The following is a 22,356-nucleotide window of genomic DNA, read 5'->3' as shown; positions in this document are numbered from 1 at the left end:
GTGTATAAAAACGAGTTAGACAAATTTATCCAAAATAAAAAGCTCTCCAACAGTTTTATCCTCTTTGGCGAGAGCAATTTTCTCATCGACAGATACACCGAGATACTCTCAAACCATGAGGGTGCTTCCATGCTCAAACTCTACTTTGACGAGTATGACTTTAGCGTGGCAAAAGCACATCTCTCACAAGCTTCACTCTTTGGAGACCAAAACGTACTTATCATAAAAAGCGAGAAAAAAGTCCCAAAAAAAGAGCTAGACATACTTTTTGAGCAATGCGAAAAAAACTCTGACAACACTTTTATCTATGCCTACTACGGAAGCGATTACACCTCCTATGCAAAGCCATCTGCCAATACAAAAACAATGTGTGTAAGATTTTTTCACCCAAACCATACAGAAGCTCTCGCAACCGTCGCACAAATTGCCCGTGAAAAAAATGTAGCTATCGACAAAGAGGGTATCAACCACCTCTTAAACATCCACAGCGGCGACATAGCCCTCTCATGCAACGAGATAGAGAAGTTGCGCATATACGATAAACCCATCACCACAAAAGATATCGACGCCATTATCTTTGGACTTGCAGAGGTGAGCATTGATGATTTTATAAAAAAAGTTTTGGGTAAAAAAGATTTTAAAAATGACTTGGAGAGCCTTTTGGGACATGGAGAAGATGAGATTCGCATCCTCACGGCACTCACATCCTACCTAACACAACTCTACATGTTTAACATCTACATCCGCCTAAACGGCGCACCAAACGCCATAGAGATACTAGGCTACAACGCCCCAAAGTTTGTAGTCGATGAAAAAGCCGCCGCCTCCATCAAGATAAAACCCCCACTCTACTACAAACTCCATGAGCTTCTTTTAGAAGCCGAACTAAAGATGAAAAGCTCCCATGTGGATAAAAATGCGATTTTGCTCTCTACACTTTTGAGGGTGCAGCAGGTATTGTAAACTTTTAGTAAGTGTGTTTTAAAAGTATGAGAGAGTCTTAAAATATTTGAGAAAATGGGTTAGCAACGCAAAAAATGCGTCACTATTTTAGTTTTTAGAAGTATCGATAATCTTGTTTGCTGAAATCCATGGCATCATAGATCTTAGTTTTACGCCTGTTTGCTCGATAAGAGATGCTCTTGCATTTGCTCTCTCAGCGTTCATGCGTGGGTAGCCTGCTTGACCTTCAAGGATGAAGTCTTTTGCAAATCTTCCATCTTGAATCTCTTTTAAAATCTCTTTCATTGCAGCTTTACTCTCTGCATTGATAACGCGCTTGCCAGAAACATAGTCGCCGTACTCTGCTGTGTTAGAGATAGAGTATCTCATATCTGCGATTCCGCCTTGGAACATCAAGTCAACAATGAGTTTTAGCTCATGTAAACATTCAAAGTATGCAAGTTCAGGAGCGTATCCAGCTTCTGTTAGTGTCTCAAAACCAGCTTGAACCAAAGATGCAGCACCGCCACAAAGAACAGCTTGCTCTCCAAAAAGGTCAGTTTCTGTCTCATCTTTGAAAGTTGTCTCGATGATTGCAGTTCTTCCGCCGCCAATAGCTGATGCGTAAGAGAGTGCTAGTTCTCTAGTTTTTCCGCTTGGATTTTGTCCAACAGCGATAAGGTCTGGAATACCACCGCCACGAACGAACTCAGAACGAACAGTGTGTCCCGGAGCTTTTGGAGCAATCATAGTAACATTGATGTCAGCTCTTGGGTGGATTCTTCCGTAGTGGATGTTAAAGCCGTGTCCAAATGCAATAGTTGCACCGTTTTTGAGGTTTGGTTCAATCTCGTTTTTGTAAATTTCAGCTTGATTTTCATCCGGTAAAAGGATCATAACAACATCAGCGTAAGCAGAAGCTTCGCCAACTGTCATAACTTTAAATCCTTTTGCTTCAGCTTTTGCCCAGCTAGAGCCGCCTTGTCTCAAACCAACAACAACTTCAACACCGCTGTCTCTTAGGTTTTCAGCATGTGCGTGACCTTGAGAGCCAAAGCCAATCATCGCAACTTTTTTGCTTTTAATTATATTGATATCACAATCTTTATCGTAGTAAACAGTTAATGCCATTGTTTTTTCCTTGGGTTTTAAGCTTAAAAGTACCCTTAAACGCTTAAAAAATTTTCGGCATTATACTCAAATAAAGCAAAAACTTTTATAATACCGCTAAAAAACAGAGGCGGATTTGTGAAAAAATTTAATCTTTTTAAAGAAATTATCGTTGCGGACAAAGAGGAGCTTTTTGAAGCTCTTAAGAGTGATAAAATCTTTGGTATCCGTGTGGATGGCGCTATTTGCTATGAGCCTTTTGGTGCGCATGACGTTCTTATCTTTAGTGGTTCTACCGAGATAAAAAGCTCTCTTGAAGAGGCGCTTGGAAAAAACTACCAAATTGTAGAAGATGAGGAGCGTGTGCTTATAAAAGCGGCTTCAAACTGGCAGGAGATTATCGGGTTTAACAAAGCAAGAGCAACCTACGATGACACAACCGCTGATGGCGTGGATGAGCTTGGAACCCAAGAGATGGAAGTCATAGGTTGGCATGCGACGGAGTTTAACATCAGCTACAGAACGCTTGTAGAGGTTTTAGAAAAGGAGTGTAGCGGTACGCTTTTGTGCATCGAGTATGAAGAGCCTTACAGATTTAGCGGGCTTGGGTTTGTGGATGATTTGGATGAGGCGAGAGATGTGTTGTTTGCATTTTGTAAAAAAGAGATCCAGAGGCTTATCGAAACTGATGATGACTTTCAAAAAGAGAGTTTAAGTGATGATGAAAAAGAGGCGGCGGAGTTTTTTGGCGTTCTTCTTTAGCTCTGTACACCCCTTGGAGGTGGGGTTTTAACCCCGCTTAGTTAGCGTGGAAATGTGATTTTTACGGGGCTGAAGCCCCACTTCCATAAAGTGCTACACCCTTTTCTCTTTCGTCAGTTTTGAAACCAATATATAAAAAAGCGGTATAAAAACTATCGCCAAAAAGGTGGCTGAGAGCATTCCGCCTACAACTCCCGTGCCGATGGAGTGTCTGCTTGCCGCTCCTGCTCCGCTGCTGATAGCCAGAGGGATAACTCCTAGCGTAAAGGCAAGAGAGGTCATGATGATAGGGCGCAAACGAATCTTTGCGGCTTCTAAAACCGCCTCGACCAGTTCCATGCCCTGAGCCCTTTTTTGCATAGCAAACTCGACGATAAGAATCGCATTTTTGGCACTAAGCCCTGCTAAAACAAGGATACCTACCTGAAAGTAGATATCGTTTTCAAGTCCTCGCATGCTGTTTGCCACAACTGCCCCAAAAACGCCAAACGGAACGGCTAAGATGACCGATATAGGCATCAACCATCTCTCGTATTGTGCCGCCAAGATGAGATACAAAAAGATAATTCCAAAGAGAAACGCCATATTTCCTGCACTGCTTATCTGCTTCTCCTGAAACGCCGTACCAATCCAGCTGATAGCGTATCCCTGCGGTAAAACCTCGGCGGCAACCTCTTCCATGGCTCTTAGCGCATCGCCTGAGCTGTAGCCCATATTTGCCGCTCCTGCCACTTTTGCGGCACTATAGAGGTTAAATCTCTCTACCAAATCCGCTCCTACAATCTGCTTGAGCGTGACAAAAGAGCTAAGAGGGAGCATCTCGCCTTTGTTGCTTCTGACATAAATCTTCTCCAAATCCTCAGGTGTTTTTCTAAAAGAGGTATCCGCTTGCATGTTCACCATATAAGTTCTGCCCATGAGGTTAAAGTCATTGACATAAAAGCTTCCAAAAGTTGCGTTGAGCGTTTGGTAAATCTGGTCGATGTCTATCCCTTTTGCTTTTGCTTTTGCGGTATCGACACTCATCTTATACTTTGGAACGCTTGTGTTTAGCGTCGTTCTCACGCCTGCAAGTTCAGGTCTTGTGCTTGCTTTTTGGATGATTTCATTGACATATTTTTGAAGCTCTTTCATGTCTGTGCCGTTTTTATTCTGCACATAAAGCTCAAATCCGCCTGCAACTCCCATCCCCATGATAGGCGGAGGAACAACGCCAAAAGAGAAGCCCTCGCTTGTAGAGAAGAGTTTTTTGCTCATCTGTGCGGCTATTTGTCCCGCATGCTGCTCAGGTTTTGTTCGCTCATCCCACGGTTGGAGTTTTAAGATGGTAGCCGCCGCATTTGTTCTCTGCGCAAAAGTTACAAAATCAAGTCCCGCAAACTGAACAATGTTTTTTATGCTCTCTTTATCTTTTGAAGCGATGTTGTAAATCTCCTCTGTTAGAGCGTCTGTTCTGCTAAGTGCCGATCCGGGTGGATTGTAGCTAAAGACAAAAACAGTTCCTTTGTCCTCTGATGGCACAAGTCCCGTTTTGAGGTGGATAAACATATCGTAAGTGACATAGATAAGTCCGCCAAAAAGAAGGAGGCTCAAAAATGCGTATCTGATGGTAAGTTTTACCGCCCCCGTGTAGCCTTTGGTCATAAAATCAAATGCGCTGTTGAACCATTTGAAAAAGTACTTTGGCTCATTGTGCGTCGGTTTTAACATCATGGCACATAAAGATGGTGTGAGAGTGAGTGCCACAAACCCAGAAATAGCCAAAGAGATAACGATGGTTACGGCAAACTGTCTGTACATCTCGCCGCTTAGTCCGCCCAAAAACGCAACTGGGATAAAGACGGCAGAGAGTACCAAAACGATAGCCACAAGCGCACCCGAGACCTCTTGCATTGCTTTAAGGGAAGCATCAAGCGGAGAAAGCCCCTCTTTGATGTGTCTCTCGACATTTTCTATAACGATAATCGCATCGTCAACCACGATTCCGATGGCAAGAACAAGCCCGAAAAGGGTAAGCAGGTTGATACTAAACCCGAGCATGTACATCCCCGCAAATGCTCCGACGATGGAGACGGGAACGGCTAAAACAGGGATAAGCGTCGCACGCCAGTTTTGCAAAAATAGAAATATGATAAGGATAACCAAAATGATAGCTTCGACAAAAGTTTTGACAACCTCATTGATTGAAATCTCGACAAAATCGGTAATATCATAAGGAATCACATACTTCACATCATCCACAAAACTCTCACTGATAGTTGCGATAACCTTTTTTACCTCTTTTGCCGTCTCAAGCGCATTTGCACCGCTTTGCAAAAAGAGTGCGACAGGCACGGCAGGAGCGTTGTTAAGCTTGTTTTTCATCTCATAGCTCTGTGAACCTAGCTCCACCGTCGCTACATCTTTAAGCTTGAGCGAGCTTCCGTCCTCGTTTGCTTTTATGATAATGTTTGAGAACTGTGAAGGTTCGGCAAACCGCTCAGGTGTCTCTATGGTGTAGGTAAACATCTCATTGCCTGCAACTGGCTCTGAAGCGAGTTTTCCTGCGGCGTATTGCTCATTTTGTTTGCGCACGGCATCTATAAGGTCGCTTACCGTGAGCGAATATTTTTTTAGCTTTAGCGGGTCTATCCAGATGCGCATGGAGTAATCTTTTGCACCAAATATCACAACATCGCCAATACCTTTGACCCTTTTTAGACTATCCACGACATTCATAAGCGCATAGTTGGAAAGAAATGTGACATCTCTTGTCTGTTTTGGCGAGTTTAAGATGATGACTTGAAGCATATCGGGCGACTTTTCATTTACCCGCACGCCTTGACGTTTTACCTGTTCGGGAAGTCTTGCAAGTGCGGCTTGGACACGGTTGTTGACATCTATCTTTGCATCGTCTGGGTTTGTTCCGACTTTAAAAAAGATGCTTATACTCAGCGAGCCGTTATCTGCGGCAAGGGAGTTCATGTAGAGCATATCTTTTGCGCCGTTTATCTGCTCTTCAAGCGGAGCGGCTACAGTTTTTGAGATAGTCTCGGCACTTGCTCCTTGATAGGAGGTTGAGACGACGATTTGCGGCGGGATAACCCTTGGATACTCGCTGATAGGCAAAGAACGCATAGAGATAACGCCCGCCAAAACGATGATAATGGCGATAACGGAAGCAAAAACGGGTCGTTTTATAAAAAATGCGCTAAACATTTTACTTACCCTCTACGATGGTAACTTTGCTGTTTGGTCTCAGTTTTGCTATGTTGCCGATAACGACTTTTTCGCCCTCTTTGATGCCGCTCTCCACCATCGCCACGCCGTCTTGAACGGTTGCGATTTTTAGCGGACGCATCATGGCAACACCGTCTTGGACAACATAAGCAACAGTAGCATCAGGTGTTTTTATAAGTGCATTTTGCGGGATTTTTGCCACGCTCTCATAGCTAAAGCCACCCAGTGTTACCTCCACATAAGCCCCGACAGAGAGTCCTCTATCTTGGTTGTCAAAAACTGCTCTTACTAAGAGCGTATCTGTCTGCAAATCAAGTTTCGGTGCTACAAAATCAACAACTCCCTCATACTTTTTTGCCCCGATTTGAAGTGAAACTTTTTTACCGCCCTTTATCTCTGAAGCGTACTTCATGGCATCGCTGCTTGGGAGCGAAAACTCTGCATAAACCTTGTGCAATGCCGTAACGGTGGTAAGTTGTGCGTTTTGCGATTCCGCATTTATGTATGTCCCCTCATCGCTGCTACTCATACCAACAACTCCGTTAAAAGGGGCTTTGATAGTTGCGTAGCCGTAATCCAACTCTTTGTTTGCAAGAGCGGCTTTTGCTTTTTGCACCTCTGCTTTTGCGTTGTCATGCGCATAAAAAAGCCCATCTCGCTGCTGCTCGCTAATGGCATTGTTTGTAAAAAGATACTCCGCCCTCTTCCAATCTCTGGCTGCTTTGTTAAAATCCGCTTCTGCTTTTAGAAGTGTTGCTTTTGCCTCATCAAGTGCGGCTTTATACTCCCCTTTTTGTATCTCGTAAAGTACATCGCCCTTTTTGACAAACGCACCCTCTTTGAAGTTTTCTCTCTCAAGCACGCCGCTCACACGAGCAACCACCGCAACCTCGGCAAATGGTTTTAGTACCGCCGAATAGTTCTTAGAAAAATCCGCTCTCTCAAACTTTACATCATGTGCTTTTACAGGCAGAGCTGGCATTTGCGCCGCTTGTTGCGCCTGAGGCTCTTTTTTTTGTTCATTACAACCCATAAAAAGCAGAGAAACAACCACCAGTAATGTTAAATTTTTCATCTATAAAAACTCCTTTATATCTTTTCCGCTGTAGTAAATCAGCTCCGCTTTTTTAATCTCCAAATCATTTATCGCTCTCTCATAACCCCTCTTTGCATCGTACTTTTCACTAAGAGCTAAAAGGTAAGCGACATTGTCGATTGTTCCGTTTTGGTACTTAAACTTGATAAGTTCGTAAGTCGTAGAAGCCGCTTCCAGCGTCGCTTTTGCCGCTTCAACTTTTGCCGTTGCAATCTCTAGCGACTTTTTTGCAAGTCTGTAGTCAACATCTGCCTTGTGTTTTTCATGTTCAATCGATGATTTCTTGCTCAAATACTCCTGAAACTTTGACTCATACGCCTGTGTGCGTGAACCAAAATCAAAAATATTCCACGCGACATTGAGCGTGGCAATGTTTTGCGTATCTACTAAAGAGTTTGTCGGTTTTTGGTCAAAATAGTAGTCAGTGTAGCTCAAAGTATCCTCAAAATAGAGTGTTGGGTTGTTTTGGCTCTTAAGGGCTTTTGCGCTAAAAAGCACGGATGAGGCTTCATCTTCAAGTGCCTGAATCTCGGCACGCAAAAGAGTTGTCTCCTCTTGTGGCAGATGAACGAGAGAACCTTTTTGGACAGAAGAGACTTGTTGTGTCGTGTAGTACTCTAATGTGTGGAGGATTTTTTGGCTCTCAAGCTCTATCTCTTGAAGTGCGACAAGTGCGCTCTTTGTGCGAGAATCAATCTTTGCAACCTCATCTTTGGTTACAGTTCCCGCCTCATAAAAAAACTGCACTCTTTTGAGTTCTGCTTTGAGCTGTTCAATCTCTTGAAGCGTTGCAGTTTTGTCGGCTTCTAGCGAGAGATACCCAAAATAGAGCCTTGCAACATCCAAAGAGATACTGTTTTTGATAGCTTCAACACTTTTTTTGCTTGAAGCAACAGTGGACTCAAGCTGCCCGTAAACACTCTCTTTTTTACCGCCGTCATAGATAACATACTTTAAACTCGCTTGAGCCCTCAAAGAGTTTTGCGCAAGTGTAGGCGTTTCATCATAAGCATTTTGGTACGTTCCAAGTAGGTCAAGAGTTGGCAAATAGCCGCTTTTACTGCTCTCGTACGCCTTCTCTTTGGATGCTACTACATGTGAAGCAGAAGCAACTACTCTGTTTTTTTGCGAAACATCAATAAGCTCTTGAAGCGATGATGCGTGAAGAAAAAGTTCTAAACAAAGTATGGACAAAACAACTCTCAATAGTACTCCTTTAAAATCAATTGATTCAAAATAATATCTAAACAACTCTTAAATATATCTTGCTAGAAAGATATATTTTTTTGGTATAATACGACTATGAAAAAAAATAGAGTCAATAACAATCTTATAGCAAATTTTTACGGTAAAATCGAGGATGGCGAGCTTCCAGAGGTCTTTACGATGACCCTCCCCATCGCACTTATCCAAAAAACCGTCTTCACCCATGCGGAGAGCTTCTTAAAAGAGCGTTTTGACCTCTTAAACTCCGAGGTAGATGTTTTGGCTTCGCTCTACACCAACAACAAAGTCCTCTCCCCAACCCAGCTTTACGACCTAACCATCTTCTCCTCAGGCGGCATGACCAAGGTGTTAAAGAGGCTTCAAGAGCGAGGTTTTATCTATAGAAAAGAGGATGCAAACGACAAACGCTGTATGCTTGTCTGCCTAAGTAAGAGCGGAGAAGAGATAGTAAAAGAGTCACTCTTCGCAATTTCCAAAGAGTGTAGCAAATATTTTGAAGCATTCACGCAAGAGGAGAGAGAACTCTTTGCAACTCTTTTAAAAAAAGTTCTCTTAAATATCAACAAGTTTTAGAAGTTTGTTTTTGCTAAAAACCTCTGCAAGATAATCATAGCCGCAATAGAGTCGATACGTCCATCACGGATATATTTTATCTCGCCCTTCATCATGCACTCTGCCTCTATAGACGAGTTACTCTCATCCTGATAAAAAATCTCGCCCTCAAAAGCAACAAGATTCATAAAATGCGCCACACGGCGTCTCATCTCATCTTCAGAGCTCCCGCCCATAGGTATGCCGACAACAACGGCGTCAACTTCCCACTCATCAAGAACTTTTTTTACATCTCTTGCGGCTTGGTCTCTGTTTTTTCTCTCTACTGCTTTTAGAGGAGTTGCCATATCTTTATGCGCACTGTACGCCAAACCTATTCGTTTAAGCCCCAAATCAATAGCGATATACTTCACTATTTCCCCAAACAAAAAGAGCCAAACATCTTATCAAGCATCTCATCATTTTCAAAAGGTCTTGTGATGGAAGCCACCTCTTTTAGCGCCTCGTTTAAGCAAAATGAAAATATCTCCAGCTCCTGATCTTGCAGCGGCACAAATGCCTCTTCTATGCTTTTTAGAGCATTTTCAACTGCCGATACTTGTCTTTGTGAGATAAGCATCGTCTCTTCAGAGCTGTTTGCCTCATTCATGATACTTTCTAAGGCTTTGATGAGCATATCGACACTCTCTTTTGAGTTGAGCTCCATATCAAATCTTATATCTCTATGCGAAAACTTAGGCTCTAAATCTATCTTGTTTTTTACATACAAAACATGCTTATCGACAGCCTCCGATTTGATAAGCGATACTATCTGCTCATCTTCGGCATCTGCAACTCTTGAGCCATCAAATAGCGCTACGACGATGTCACTCTCTTTGATAGCTTCAAGTGAGCGCTCAATCCCGATACGTTCTATTTCATCGTTTGCCTCTCGTATGCCTGCTGTATCGACTATGCGGATAAGGTGCGTGCCGATTTTCACCTGCTCTTCTATCGTATCTCGCGTTGTTCCTGCAATATCACTGACAATCGCACGATTATAGTTGAGCAGTGCGTTTAAGAGCGAACTTTTCCCGACATTGGGTTTGCCCACGATTGCCACGCGAAACCCCTGCATCAATCCCTCTCTCGCTCTACTTGCTAGAAGTGTTTTTTGAAGTGAACTTTGAAGCTCGCTTAGTTTTGCCTTGATTTGCAAAACCAAATCCTCTGGCAAATCCTCTTCCGCATAGTCGATGCTTACCTCCGAGTAAGCAAGGATATGGATAAGCGCATCACGAATACCCTCTACAAACTCTTTAAGCTCGCCTTTCATCTGCTTTGCAAGGATTTTTGCCGCATCTTCGCTCTTTGCTTCGATAAGCCCCGCAATCGCCTCTGCTTCACTCAAATCAATACGACCATTAAAAAAAGCTCTTTTGGAAAACTCCCCTGCCTCTGCAAGCCTTGCGCCATAAAAAAGTGTTGCCTTCAAGATGCTCTGCGCAACGATAAACCCACCGTGGCACTGGATTTCCACTACATCTTCGGCGGTAAAAGAGAGGGGTGCTTGAAAGTAGATAACGATGGCTTCATCTATAAGCTCATCGTCACGATTGTATATATTTGTTAAAGTTGCATATCTTGGAGAAAAAGTTTGTTTGCGGGTAAGTTTTTTAGCGATTTCCAAAGCCCTATCACCGCTGATGCGAATGATGGCGATAGAGCCTATGCCGTTTGCGGTTGCAACGGCACTGATGGTATCTTCATTCATCTCTTAGTTATGGTAATCATTAATGATGATAAATTTGAGTCCATCACGCGTAGAGCGGACTGCCACGTATTTGTTTGGATACTTCTCGCGAAGCTCTTTGAGTGCGATTTGGATTAAAACGCCATCAAGAATCTTTGTCTGTGCACGCCCATCCCTATCAACATTTTCGCAAACAGTGACAAGATATCTTGTGATAGACTCCTCTTGGTTTTTCAAAAACTCTGCAATCTCTAAGCGAAGTTGCAGTTGGTACTTGGTGTTAATCCAGTTGAAAATCATATAAGAGAGTGCCTTGTAACGATATCCTTCTTTTCCGATAAGAAGCGCTGCATCATCACCTTTAAACTCCACAAGAAGCGTGTTTGCATCATACGCACTTACCTCTATCTTATCAATCTTAAAGCATGTTAGGGCAAAGAGTTCATTTATCTCTTTAGAAACAGCAGAAGCGACATCATAAGCGCTGATTTTTCCATCTTGTTCCTCCTCGTAAAGCGCATCCTCTTCTTCATAATCAGCGGTATAGTTGATGCCTGCCATATCATAGTCATCATCCTCCTGTGTACTCACAAAAGACTGCGGCATAATCGTATCGTTGACTATGTTGTGTTTTGGCGCTGTGAACTCTTTTTTAGGTTTATACTCACTTTTTGGTTGAGGCTTAAACTCTTTTTTGACTGGCGCTTCAGGCTCTTTTGTTTTTTCTGGCGGAGGAGTTGATGGGATTTTTGTTTCTTCAATTTTTTGTGGTGGCGTAACTGTTTGTGGGGGGAGAGTCTCTTTGCTCTTTTTTGCCGCAACGATGATAGCGTTCTTTTTGAAAAGCCCCATAATTCCCTTGCTTGGAACTTGAACAATCTCTATCGCCAACTCGCTTGCAGAACATCCAAGAGCTAAAGCGGCATCTTTACATGCCTGCTCCAGAGTGGTTGATTCTATTTTAATCATTCTCTTTCTCCGCATTTTTCTCTACATGCTTGTGTGCCGCTATCTGAGCATCTTTCGCGTTTTTAAACTGTTGATTGACAATAAACTGCTGCGCGATAGAGAAAAGGTTGTTCACAAACCAGTAAAGAACCAAACCTGACGGGAAAGTTATAAAGAAGAAAGTGAAAATTATTGGTAAATATTTAAAAATCTTCTCTTGCAGAGGGTCTGTAAAGTTGCTCGGCGTGAGTTTTTGCTGATAGTACATCGAAGCACCCATCAAAATAGGCAAGATGAAAGTTCCATCCATTCTTGAGAGGTCATCTACCCAGAACATCCATGGCGCACCCTGAAGCTCAACTGCATTTAAAAGAACGCGGTAAATCGCAAAAAAGACAGGAATCTGCAGAAGCATCGGGAGACATCCGCCAAGAGGGTTTGCTCCATGCTTTTTGTACATATCCATAACAGCAGCGTTCATTCGCTGAGGGTCGCCTTTGTATTTTGCTTGAAGTGCTTTGATTTGCGGTGCGATATCCTTCATCTTCTGCATCGAAACCATCCCTTTGTAAGTCAAAGGGTAAAGAATCACTCTGATGATGATAGTAAGCCCGATAATCGACCAACCCCAGTTTCCAAAGATACCGTGCAGCCACATAAGAAGCTGAAACAACGGCTTAGAAGCAAATGTAAACCACCCGTACTCAATCGCATTTGTTAAAACAGGGTTGATTGCATGGAGAGTTTTATACTCTTTTTGCCCTATGTAGCCGCTAAAACTCATATTTTGCAGTGCTTCAAAGTAAAGAACCGGATTGCTCTCTTTGTCTCTCTCAACGATTATGTTTGTATCTTTTGCAAATCCATACATGATGCTTGCAGAGTACTGATCAAAAGCAGAGATGAGCTCTACGCCTGAAAACGTCTTACGTCCCTGTGCATCACCGTCTTCAATGATAGTAACTATCTGATCATCCGTATAAACCATTGCACCCGAAACCGTCATCATCTGCTCAGTAATTTGCGGTCTTTGCCCTAGATAGATAAAGTATTTTTTATCCTCAGAGAGTGCAACTTTTACATCATAATGCCCATCTTCATAAAAAGTAACCTCTTTTGTCACGCTAAGCGTTGAGAGCTTTTGTGTAAGAGTCACCTTTTGAGGTTGACCTTCCAAAGTTATTGCAGATACATCCGCAGTATAAGGTGTTTTAAGAGCTTCTTCATTGAGAGTTTCATCCAAAAATCTGATAAAAAGAGGCTTTGTTCCATTAGCTGGAATAAGTTCAGCATGCTTATCATCTTTGTCATTGTACTTATCTTGAAGCAATATTTTTGATGATACTCTTCCAAGTGTATCCATCTTTACAACAAACTTGCTGTTACTAAGCGTTACTAATGTACTTAAGTCATTTGCCGCCATCTTTTCATTAGTAGAGATTGCATGACCTGCAGCATCTTCTGTTTTAAGGGTTGGCGTTTGCGTTGATGCTTGCGCACTCTTTACGTTTTGAGTCGTTGTTTGTGCCACTTCTGGCTGCTCTGCTGGAAAAATTGCTGTATATGCTATGAAAAACACAAACGATAGCAATACGGCTACTATTAATCTTTGATTTGGTGTCATTTTGTCGAACACGGTCACCCTTTATATGAAAAATTTTTTATGATATAAAAACGGTTTTTTTTATTTGGAACCAACCAATATTTTATAGCTTCAACCCTCAGTTTTGTGGGCTTTTCTTTGAGTTTATCAAGCAATGGATACTCAATGCCGCCCTCAAAGAGTTGATTGCAACGCGCTATTCTAGTAAAAGTGTGGTAAAAAGCACTTGAAATGGAGTTATTTTCGAAATGAATTCTTGCATATTGGCTACAAGATGGGTAATATCTGCAACTGCCATACCCAATGAGCGTAAAAAACTTCTGATAAAGCCATAACAATTTTAGTAAAAATGTTCTAACCATCCGAACTCTTTTTAAAAGTCTGCAAGCGGTTTAACACTTTTTCAAAATCTGATGTAAGTTTTTCATGAGTTGTTTCGTTAATTGCTTGTTTGGCTACGAAGATATATGTGCCCTCTTGAAGTGCTGAAGCGTAAGTGATAAACAGAGCGCGAAGTCTTCGTTTTGCTCTGTTTCTTTGTACAGCATTACCAATTTTTTTGGTAGCTGTAAATCCAACTTTTTTAGTGTTGGTTGCAGGAAGAAAAAACAGTACTACACTGCTTGTATGTGCATCTTTCCCTTTTCTATAGATATACTGAAACTCACGATGTAGCTTCAGCGTATAGAAATTTCCTAAACTGACAATTTTTTACGACCTTTTGCACGACGGCGGTTAAGTACACGACGACCGTTTTTCGTTGCCATTCTTGCTCTGAAACCGTGAGTTGATTTTCTCGGCTTACCATGAGGTTGGTATGTTCTTTTCATGACATATCCTTCTTTAAAATTAAGTCCGAAACTATATAGGAAAGTTACTTAAAGCGTGGTTAAGATTAATTTTTCTGCTTAACCAAAACACCTTTTCGTAACAAATACCACATAATTTAAGAGATTTTTACCTCTATCTCACCATCTTTAAAATCAAATTCTACATAAGAACCCTCAACAACTCTGCCCTCTAAAATAAGCTCTGCAAGTCTATCTTCAACAATCTCATAAAGAGCGCGTTTAAGCGGTCTTGCCCCATAGATAGGGTCAAACCCTGCCTCTGCAATATAAGCTTTTGCATTTGGACTGAGTGCTATATGAATATCTCTTCCTGCCACTTTTTTAGCGATTTCACCAAAGAAAATATCAACGATTCCGACTATCTGCTCACGTCCCAGAGCATTAAAGATAACGATATCATCCAAACGGTTCAAAAATTCAGGCTTAAATGATTTTCTAAGTTCCCCCAACACCATCTCTTGAAGAGCGTCTGAATTTGGATTTTCTATAATCTTCTGGCTTGCGATATTTGACGTTAAAATGATGATAGTATTTGTAAAATCAACCGTCACCCCTTTGTTATCCGTCAATCTTCCATCATCAAGCACCTGCAAAAGGATATTGAAAACATCAGGATGTGCCTTTTCTACCTCATCAAACAAGATAACACTATAAGGCTTTCTTCTTACCGCTTCCGTGAGCTGTCCGCCCTCTTCATACCCAACATATCCGGGTGCCGCACCGACAAGGCGTGAAACAGAGTGTTTCTCCATATACTCGCTCATATCTATTCGCACCATCGCATCAGGGCTGTCAAACAAAAATTTCGCCAAAGTTTTTGCGGTCTGCGTTTTTCCAACTCCCGTTGGACCTAAAAAGAGAAAACTTCCTATCGGAGAGTTGCCGCTAGAGAGCCCTGCTTTGTTTCTCTTTATGGCACGGGCAACCGCATGCGTCGCCTTGCTCTGCCCCACAACCTCTTTGTTAAGCTCCTCTTCGACATTTAAAATCTTATCTTTATCCGCTTGAAGCATCTTTTTAACAGGAATCCCCGTCCATCTTGAGATGATAGAGGCGATAGACTCCTCATCCACACTATTTTTAAGCAGTGTTCCCTCTTTTTGCATTCTTGCCCAATCTTCTGCCACCCTCTTCTCTTCAGCTTGAAGTTGTGGGATTTGTCCATACTCTATCTCTGCGGCTTTGTTGAACTCAGAAGCATTTTTTGCGATACTTGCCTCTCTTCTCTTTGCTTCAATCTCATTTTTGATATTAGATATTCGCTCAAACACCTCTTTTTCATGAGCAAACTGCATCTCTAAGCTTCTAACTTTCTCCTCAACATCGGCAAGCTCTTTTACTATCTCTCCAAGACGTTTTGTGTTAGCGGCAGACTCTTCCATCTTTAGTGCCTCTTGTTCCACACGAAGCTCTGAGCGCTTAATCTTTGCACCGCTTAGAGCATTAGGCTCTGACTCTATCTGCATCTTGAGTTCTGCCGCCGCCTCGTCTATAAGGTCGATAGCTTTGTCCGGCAAAAATCTGTCTGCAATGTATCTATCCGAGAGTTTTGCCGCCGCAACAAGCGCACTGTCTGTAATGGTCACATTATGGTGTGTCTCAAGTCTCTCTTTTATCCCACGCAAAATCTGTAGCGACTGATTGACTGTCGGCTCATCAAGATTAATCGGCAAAAAACGTCTCTGCAATGCCATATCTTTTTCAAAATACTTTCTATACTCTTTAAGCGTTGTTGCCCCGATAGTATGAAGCTCCCCACGAGCAAGTGCAGGCTTTAGGATATTTGCCGCATCCATACTTCCCTCACTCGCTCCCGCTCCGACGATGGTATGAATCTCGTCGATAAAGAGGATGATATTACCACTCTTTTTGACCTCATCCACAACAGATTTTAGTCTGTCTTCAAACTCGCCTCTGTACTTTGCCCCCGCTATGAGTGCGCTCATGTCAAGCGCAATAACTTTTTTGTTTTGAAGCGATGTCGGTACTTTGCCATCACTGATTCTTTGTGCAAGTCCCTCAACAAGTGCTGTTTTTCCAACCCCCGGTTCACCGAGCAACATCGGGTTATTTTTAGTTTTACGAATCAAAATCTGCATCATGCGTGTTATCTCTTCATCACGCCCTATTACAGGAGCAAGCTTACCCTCCCTTGCTTCTGCCGTCAAATCAATCCCATACTTTTTCAAAGACTCTAAAGTCTCATCAGAACTTTGCGATTCTATCTTTGCTCCACCGCGCGCTGCTTCGATATTTTTAGCAAACTCTGAAACATCAAGATACTTTTTAAAGAGGCTCGCAAATGGCTCATTTTTGATATTTGCAAGCATGTAGGTATCTACAGCCAAAAAAGAGTCTCCATTTTTCGTCATCAAACCTATACCATTTTCAAGTGTCTGAACAAAGTTTCTTGATATTCTGATGTTCTCTTTTGAGAGAGAAGATGCCTTTGGAAGCTTCTCGCTTAGGCTTTTCACATCAAGCTCAATCGCAACCTTGTTGATATTCATCTTGTTAAATATCTGGTTGAGTACAGAGTTAGAGTTTGTAAGCTGCGCCCATAAAAAATGTATCGGCTCAACCTCTTGATTTTTGTTATGAAGTGCAAGCGATACCGCCGACTCTATAGATTCACTCATATTGTTTGTTAATTTTTCAAAAATTCCATTCATCTTCTCTACCTTTTTTGTTTATTTATGAAAAAATTATAGCAAGTTGAGTGACTTCTTGTCAAGTCTTTTTAGTCTTTATGTGTTAAACTTACTTTTAATTTGATTTGTACTATAATTCCAAAAAAATTTAACAAGGAGATATCTCTATGTCAAACATCCTTGATGCCATCATAAACCGCTCATCAAAAAGAGCTTTTCTGACGAAATCTATACCGCTGGAGATTCAAGAAAAAATCTTAGAAGCCGCTGCCATGACACCAAGCGGAGCAAATATGCAGCCTTGGATAACTTATGCGGTAAGTAATCAAGAGATTTTAAAAAAAATCGGTGATGCCATAATTGCAAAGATGCAAAGCGGCGTAGCGCATGAGCAGTTTATCCAATACTATCCACTAAATTGGAAGCCTGTCTATAAAAAAAGAAGATTAGAAACAGGCGTGGGTCTTTATGAACTTATGGGCGTAGAGAGAAAAGATGTAGAAAAAAGAACAAAAATGTGGCATGAGAACTTTCGATGGTTCGGAGCGCAGAATGTTTTTTTCGTCTTCACCGACAAAGCAATGATAGATGGAGCGCAAGGAGCACTTATCGACTGTGGCGCATATATGCAAAACATCATGCTCGCAGCAAGAGCCTTTGGCATAGAGAGCTGTCCACAAGGCTCAACAACGGAATTTGGAAAGGTTATAGCAGAGGTATTGGATGTACCGGAAAACTTAGCCCTGCTTTATAGCATTGTCCTCGGATATGAAGACAAAGATGCCAAAGTCAACACCTACAGACCCCAGAGAGTCCCGCTAAGCGAGAGTGTAGTTTTTCTCTAAAGAAACCCTTTTTGCCTATAGCGTGCAAGCATACTCTCATTGCCGCTTACACCCCCGCTATGAATATACAAAATCTCTTCTTGTGTCTGCTCTAGCAGTGCCATCCACATTGATGGCGCATAAATCAAGTCAAACTCTATCCCAGAGGAGAAAAGTTTTTGCTGTATCTGCAAAAATTCTTTATAAGGCTTTGCAAAGTGGTACTTCTTTTTTGGCTCTAATATGATGAGATTTTGAGGAAGCGGATGTAGGGCGCTCATCTGTTTTTTAAGATATTCACTATTGCCCACACATGGCGTTGTATAGACTTTACATTCTGGCAAGCTAAGTGCCAAAAAAAGAGCAGTTGTTCCTGTTCCCGATGGTGTAGCTAGTGATGGCACATCCAAAGCACTCTCTTTTATCTCCTCAGCCAAAACTTCAAGCCCTAACCTTGCCTCTTCCACCGCTCCGCCTTGATCGACTACAAATGTTCTCTCATCCATACGCAAACGCACAGAAGCAACAAAATCTTTGTAGTAAGGCTCTTCTATCTCTACATGCTCCATCCCTAGCTTTTTCGAATGGAAGAAGTTTCCATAATTTTCATTTTTTTGTGTATTGCTAAGCGGTTTTGTGTAGTAAGCAAAGTGCCAGTTTTTCTTCCTACACATCGCTGCAATAGCAAGCATTGCATTGGATTGTGTACCGCCGTAAGAGATAATTTTATCTAGTTTTTGAGGTGGGGTTTGTAAAAGTGCATGTAGTTTGCGGAATTTATTTCCTGCTAAAAAAGGGTCTGCTAAATCATCCCTTTTGACATAAAAAACCCTCCCATCCACAGAGATTTGAGTGGTGGGAGTGTTATACATAGAAAATTACTTGATTTGTGCTTTTTGCTCTAGTTCTTTCATTTTTGCAAGCATTACAGTTTTTGCTTTTTCCATCTTTAGTCTCTGCTCGATAAATGGCTTTACTTCAGCAAAAGTTTTTGTTGTTTTTGCTTTTTTATCCTCTATATAGATAACATGGTATCCAAACTCTGTCTTTACAGGCTCCATTGTCATCTCTTTTGGTTTCATTGCAAAGGCTTTGTTGTTAAACTCTGGAACCATTTGACCAGCCATAAAGTAGCCTAAATCACCGCCACCTGAAGCACTCGCACATGTTGATTTTGCTTTTGCAATTTCTACAAACTTGTTTTTAAGCGCATCACCTTTAAGTGGTTTGAGCTCTGAGATAATACTCTTTGCATCTTCCTCTTTTGCTACAAGGATATGGCGTGCATTTACACTTTCGTTTTCAACAAACTCTTCTTTGTTTGTATCGTAGTATTTTTTCAAATCTTCATTAGAGATAGCAATTTTATCTATCTCTCTTTTTTGCCATACTTGAATCGCTATCTCTTTTTCGATTCTTTGTGTTACTTCTTTATATTTATCTTTATACTCAGCTGAGTTCAAAACACCACTTTTTTTTGCATCATCATACACTAACTCTTTAGCAACTAACTGCTCTAACACTTGCTTTCTAAATTCTGCCTGCTTTTCAGCTGGAACTTGGTTTAATCTGCCTTGCGTTGCTGCCATAAGTTCTTTATCTACATCTTGCTGTGTGATAGCCGTTCCATTGACTGTTACTAGTGTTTGCGCCATTGACATTGTCGATAAAAGAGCTAAAGACATTGCTATTTTTGTTACTGATTTCATTCCACTTCCTTGATTAATTAAAAAAATTCTAGTTAGTTAATACTAATGGTTATTAAACAAAACAGTTTTCTTTGTATAATTTGTCCTATGAAAAAAGCAACCAAAGAAGAAATCAAACAAATCCATCAACTTTTTATCCAAAATTATAGTGATGCAGTCACTGAACTCTCATATAAAGATGCCTACGAACTAGTCATTGCAGTTACCCTCTCTGCCCAGTGCACCGACAAAAGAGTCAATCTTATCACCCCCGCACTTTTTGAAAAATACCCCAGCCCAAAAGCACTGGCAGATGCAGATATCGAAGATGTAAAATCTCTTATAAACAGCTGCTCTTTTTTTAACAATAAAGCAAAAAATATCATTGAAATGGCAAAAAGAGTCGTCACAGTTTATGGCGGTGAGATACCCATGGATGAAAAAGAGCTCGTCACTCTCGCAGGAGTTGGACAAAAAACAGCAAATGTGGTGATGATAGAATACACCGGAGCCAACCTCATGGCAGTTGATACACATGTTTTTCGTGTCTCACACAGACTTGGACTAAGTGATGACAAAACAGCGATTGCTACGGAGGCAACACTTGTCAAGAAGTTTAAAAACAATCTCAGAACACTTCATCAGGGTATGGTTCTTTTTGGACGCTACATCTGCAAAGCAAAAAATCCAAAATGCGACGAGTGCTTTTTAACTTCATACTGCAAAACAAAAGAGAGTTTTAAAGTTTAGACTTCTTTAAAAAACCTCTGTTTGTTCACTAAGGCTTCACGGTGGGCACCCCAAATCTAGCAAGCTAGATTTGACCCTTCCGTTGCAGAATCGTTCACAAACAGAGATTATTTAAAGAAGTCTTTTGATAAAAATTGGATTGATTTTTGCTTGAAGCAGTTTATGACAAAATATATACTTATCTCCTCAGCACTTTTTCTACTCTCCGGATGCTTCAACAAACATGGCATTTCACTCCAGTATTACAGCGATTGCAAAGAGTACTATGACCTTCAAGGCTACTACCACAAAGAGTGCGGCAAAGATGACATTGTAACCTACGAAGAGATACGCACAAAAACAGGAGAACTTGTTGACACTGTTGTCGGCAAAGAAGAAGAGAAACCAAAAGGGAATGTTTGGTAAAGAAATAGAAAGTAATTCTTTCAAAAAAGGCACTATAAATTAAAATTACAAAATAGTTCTAGGCGATTTATCGAAAATGTACTCTAGTACATTGAGATAAATTAACGACGAAATATGAAGTAATTTTATTTTATAGCTATGAAAGTTGCGAAATTTGCCCAACGAAAAAGTACTTCAGAGTGTGAAAAACCGCAGTTTTTGACCATTTTTATGTTTTCATCCTCACTGTAAGGCACCAAAACATTCTCCAAAGCTTCCCTTTTTTGCATTATCTCATACTCCGAGTAACCCTGTTCTTTTTTAAAATCATAGTAACATTCAATCAAATCTTTGTTGAGTTTGGGATGGTGGCTTATAACCTTTTCGCTAAAGATAAAAATCCCCTCTTTTTTCAAAGAAGTTGCTATCTTTTTTACAAGCTCTTCACGGATAAGGGGGCGGACAAACTGCAAGGTATAGTTGCTTATAAAAAGTTCTGCTTCTTTATAGTCATACTCAAGGATATCTGCGCATTCTAACAAAATATCCGCATTAAACGCTTCACACTTTTTTCTGGCTTGCTCTAACATCGCTTCGGAGTTGTCTAGCCCTATAAGCTCTGCTTTGCATTGCAGCTTTTTGCTGATGCTTATAAGCATTGTTGCGGTTGAACAACCCAAATCATAGGCAATACCACCATTTTGGAGTGCTTTGAGCGCAAAAAACTGTGTAATCTTTTGCGACTCTTTGTAAAACGGCACGCTTCGTTGCAGCATGTCATCAAAAACAGCCGCAACTTCTGCATCAAATTCAAACTGTTTTTTTATAGGTTTTGCAAAGACCTTGTCATTCATAGATGGTTAGTTTTTACCGATTGCGTTTAAATCGCTAAACGCCTCTTCCACTCTCTTTACAAGTGTTTTTTGACCATCTCTTAGCCATTTTCTAGGGTCGTAATAGTTTTTATTAGGTTTGTCTTCGCCCTCTGGATTTCCGATTTGCCCTTGAAGATAAGCTCTGTTTTTCTCATAATAGTCCTTAACGCCAACCCAAGTCGCCCACTGTGTGTCTGTATCGATATTCATCTTGATTACGCCGTAACTGATTGCCTCACGAATCTCTTCAAGAGTTGAACCTGAACCGCCGTGGAAAACAAAGTTTACAGGCTTATCTGCAGTAGAGAACTTTTCTTGAATATATTTTTGAGAGTTGTCGAGTATCTTTGGAGTAAGAACAACATTCCCAGGTTTATAGACCCCATGAACATTTCCAAAAGATGCAGCAATAGTAAAGTTTGGAGAGACTTCGCTTAACTCTTTGTATGCGTATGCAACATCCTCTGGCTGAGTATAAAGAAGAGAGTTGTCAACGCTTGAGTTATCCACGCCATCCTCTTCTCCGCCCGTAACACCAAGCTCTATCTCTATGCTCATGCCGATTTTGCTCATTCTCTCTAAATATTTTTTACAAATCGCCACATTCTCTTCTAGTGGCTCTTCTGACAAATCTAGCATGTGAGAAGAAAAAAGAGGCTTGCCATGCGTTTTGTAGTGAGCCTCACCTGCATCAAGCAGTGCATCTATCCATGGAAGAAGCTTTTTAGCGGCATGATCTGTATGCAAAATAACAGGGATACCATACGCTTCTGCCATCATATGAACATGGATAGAACCGGAGATAGCACCTGCAACAGCAGCTCTCTCGCCCTCGTTGCTAAGTCCCTTTCCTGCATAGTACGCCGCTCCGCCGTTGCTAAACTGGATAATCACGGGAGATTTTACCTTTGCAGCAGCTTCTAAAACACCATTTACAGAGTCTGTCCCGACAACATTTATGGCAGGAAGAGCAAAACCGTTCTCTTTTGCATACTGATAAACTTTTTGCACATCATCACCAAATAACACACCTGCTTTTACAATATCTAAAATGCCCATTTTTTAAACTCTTTTTATAAAATTTGTCTCAAATTATAGTACAGGGTTTATTTAACTGACCTTTTGAAAAATTATTTATGCTA

At 41.2% G+C, this 22,356-nt stretch carries 22 protein-coding genes; 6 read left to right on the top strand and 16 right to left on the bottom strand.

Features of this window, described 5'->3' with window-relative positions:
• A complete protein-coding gene (gene holA / locus AC6H4V_RS02715) occupies window positions 1-963 on the top strand; it encodes a DNA polymerase III subunit delta (protein WP_497607368.1) in 963 nt (320 codons plus the stop codon).
• An 87-nt stretch (window positions 964-1,050) separates the two neighbouring features.
• Here holA and ilvC read toward each other — a convergent pair whose 3' ends face one another.
• The gene (gene ilvC / locus AC6H4V_RS02710) at window positions 1,051-2,073 is read right to left on the bottom strand and encodes a ketol-acid reductoisomerase (RefSeq protein WP_497607367.1); all 1,023 of its coding nucleotides are present in this window, start codon (window positions 2,071-2,073) and stop codon (window positions 1,051-1,053) included.
• Window positions 2,074-2,190: 117 nt separating this feature from the next.
• Here ilvC and AC6H4V_RS02705 point away from each other — a divergent pair, with 117 nt between their 5' ends.
• A complete protein-coding gene (locus AC6H4V_RS02705) occupies window positions 2,191-2,814 on the top strand; it encodes a hypothetical protein (RefSeq protein WP_497607366.1) in 624 nt (207 codons plus the stop codon).
• A gap of 93 nt (window positions 2,815-2,907) precedes the next feature.
• Here AC6H4V_RS02705 and AC6H4V_RS02700 read toward each other — a convergent pair whose 3' ends face one another.
• The 3 genes from AC6H4V_RS02700 to AC6H4V_RS02690 are packed head-to-tail and all read right to left on the bottom strand — an operon-like array spanning window position 2,908 to window position 8,335.
• Complete coding sequence (locus tag AC6H4V_RS02700; protein WP_497607365.1) at window positions 2,908-6,012, bottom strand: efflux RND transporter permease subunit; 3,105 nt, start codon at window positions 6,010-6,012, stop codon at window positions 2,908-2,910.
• A 1-nt stretch (window position 6,013) separates the two neighbouring features.
• A complete protein-coding gene (locus tag AC6H4V_RS02695) occupies window positions 6,014-7,108 on the bottom strand; it encodes an efflux RND transporter periplasmic adaptor subunit (protein ID WP_497607364.1) in 1,095 nt (364 codons plus the stop codon).
• Entirely contained in the window at window positions 7,109-8,335 is a 1,227-nt protein-coding gene (locus AC6H4V_RS02690; protein ID WP_497607363.1) for a TolC family protein, read from the bottom strand.
• A gap of 96 nt (window positions 8,336-8,431) precedes the next feature.
• Between AC6H4V_RS02690 and AC6H4V_RS02685 the strand changes: the two genes are divergently transcribed.
• Window positions 8,432-8,929, top strand: a complete 498-nt coding sequence (locus tag AC6H4V_RS02685; RefSeq protein ID WP_497607362.1) for a MarR family winged helix-turn-helix transcriptional regulator — start codon at window positions 8,432-8,434, stop codon at window positions 8,927-8,929.
• Here AC6H4V_RS02685 and ruvX read toward each other — a convergent pair.
• The 8 genes from ruvX to AC6H4V_RS02645 form a co-directional block, all read right to left on the bottom strand.
• Window positions 8,926-9,321: a Holliday junction resolvase RuvX gene (gene ruvX / locus AC6H4V_RS02680; RefSeq protein ID WP_497607361.1), complete on the bottom strand. Its 396-nt coding sequence runs from the start codon at window positions 9,319-9,321 to the stop codon at window positions 8,926-8,928. The genes AC6H4V_RS02685 and ruvX overlap by 4 nt on opposite strands.
• A complete protein-coding gene (gene mnmE / locus AC6H4V_RS02675; RefSeq protein WP_497607360.1) occupies window positions 9,321-10,661 on the bottom strand; it encodes a tRNA uridine-5-carboxymethylaminomethyl(34) synthesis GTPase MnmE in 1,341 nt (446 codons plus the stop codon). The genes ruvX and mnmE overlap by 1 nt, the downstream gene beginning before the upstream one ends.
• A 3-nt stretch (window positions 10,662-10,664) precedes the next feature.
• Window positions 10,665-11,609: a Jag N-terminal domain-containing protein gene (locus AC6H4V_RS02670; RefSeq protein WP_497607359.1), complete on the bottom strand. Its 945-nt coding sequence runs from the start codon at window positions 11,607-11,609 to the stop codon at window positions 10,665-10,667.
• Window positions 11,602-13,212: a membrane protein insertase YidC gene (gene yidC, locus AC6H4V_RS02665; protein WP_497607903.1), complete on the bottom strand. Its 1,611-nt coding sequence runs from the start codon at window positions 13,210-13,212 to the stop codon at window positions 11,602-11,604. Before yidC ends, AC6H4V_RS02670 begins: the two co-directional genes overlap by 8 nt.
• A 14-nt stretch (window positions 13,213-13,226) precedes the next feature.
• A complete protein-coding gene (yidD, locus tag AC6H4V_RS02660; RefSeq protein ID WP_428729727.1) occupies window positions 13,227-13,553 on the bottom strand; it encodes a membrane protein insertion efficiency factor YidD in 327 nt (108 codons plus the stop codon).
• Window positions 13,546-13,872 carry a ribonuclease P protein component gene (rnpA, locus tag AC6H4V_RS02655; protein ID WP_497607902.1) on the bottom strand — a complete coding sequence of 109 codons (327 nt, stop codon included), beginning with the start codon at window positions 13,870-13,872 and terminating at the stop codon, window positions 13,546-13,548. The genes yidD and rnpA overlap by 8 nt, the downstream gene beginning before the upstream one ends.
• A gap of 14 nt (window positions 13,873-13,886) precedes the next feature.
• Window positions 13,887-14,021, bottom strand: coding sequence for a 50S ribosomal protein L34 (rpmH, locus tag AC6H4V_RS02650; protein WP_299858927.1), 135 nt, complete (start codon window positions 14,019-14,021; stop codon window positions 13,887-13,889).
• Between the two features lie 116 nt (window positions 14,022-14,137).
• Complete coding sequence (locus AC6H4V_RS02645) at window positions 14,138-16,714, bottom strand: ATP-dependent Clp protease ATP-binding subunit (RefSeq protein WP_497607358.1); 2,577 nt, start codon at window positions 16,712-16,714, stop codon at window positions 14,138-14,140.
• Window positions 16,715-16,860: 146 nt separating this feature from the next.
• Here AC6H4V_RS02645 and AC6H4V_RS02640 point away from each other — a divergent pair, with 146 nt between their 5' ends.
• Entirely contained in the window at window positions 16,861-17,538 is a 678-nt protein-coding gene (locus AC6H4V_RS02640) for a nitroreductase (RefSeq protein WP_497607357.1), read from the top strand.
• Here the strand turns inward: AC6H4V_RS02640 and AC6H4V_RS02635 are convergent.
• Both AC6H4V_RS02635 and AC6H4V_RS02630 read right to left on the bottom strand, forming a co-directional pair.
• Window positions 17,535-18,389, bottom strand: a complete 855-nt coding sequence (locus AC6H4V_RS02635) for a 1-aminocyclopropane-1-carboxylate deaminase (protein ID WP_497607356.1) — start codon at window positions 18,387-18,389, stop codon at window positions 17,535-17,537. The genes AC6H4V_RS02640 and AC6H4V_RS02635 overlap by 4 nt on opposite strands.
• Window positions 18,390-18,395: 6 nt before the next feature.
• Window positions 18,396-19,226: a peptidylprolyl isomerase gene (locus tag AC6H4V_RS02630; protein ID WP_428729731.1), complete on the bottom strand. Its 831-nt coding sequence runs from the start codon at window positions 19,224-19,226 to the stop codon at window positions 18,396-18,398.
• Window positions 19,227-19,313: 87 nt separating this feature from the next.
• On the opposite strand from AC6H4V_RS02630, the gene nth reads away from it, so the two are divergent.
• Together nth and AC6H4V_RS02620 are read left to right on the top strand one after the other, a co-directional pair.
• Window positions 19,314-19,955: an endonuclease III gene (gene nth / locus AC6H4V_RS02625; RefSeq protein ID WP_497607355.1), complete on the top strand. Its 642-nt coding sequence runs from the start codon at window positions 19,314-19,316 to the stop codon at window positions 19,953-19,955.
• Between the two features lie 162 nt (window positions 19,956-20,117).
• Window positions 20,118-20,360 carry a hypothetical protein gene (locus AC6H4V_RS02620; RefSeq protein ID WP_497607354.1) on the top strand — a complete coding sequence of 81 codons (243 nt, stop codon included), beginning with the start codon at window positions 20,118-20,120 and terminating at the stop codon, window positions 20,358-20,360.
• A gap of 125 nt (window positions 20,361-20,485) precedes the next feature.
• On the opposite strand, the gene cmoA is transcribed toward AC6H4V_RS02620, so the two are convergent.
• Both cmoA and fbaA read right to left on the bottom strand, forming a co-directional pair.
• Window positions 20,486-21,193: a carboxy-S-adenosyl-L-methionine synthase CmoA gene (gene cmoA / locus AC6H4V_RS02615; RefSeq protein ID WP_428729734.1), complete on the bottom strand. Its 708-nt coding sequence runs from the start codon at window positions 21,191-21,193 to the stop codon at window positions 20,486-20,488.
• Window positions 21,194-21,199: 6 nt separating this feature from the next.
• Window positions 21,200-22,273 carry a class II fructose-bisphosphate aldolase gene (gene fbaA / locus AC6H4V_RS02610; protein WP_497607353.1) on the bottom strand — a complete coding sequence of 358 codons (1,074 nt, stop codon included), beginning with the start codon at window positions 22,271-22,273 and terminating at the stop codon, window positions 21,200-21,202.
• Between the last annotated feature and the right edge of the window lie 83 nt (window positions 22,274-22,356).

The sequence above is a fragment of the Sulfurimonas lacustris genome (assembly GCF_059705355.1).
The sequence above is the reverse complement of the archived record's forward strand: the minus strand, read 5'-3'. Positions and strand labels throughout refer to the sequence as shown.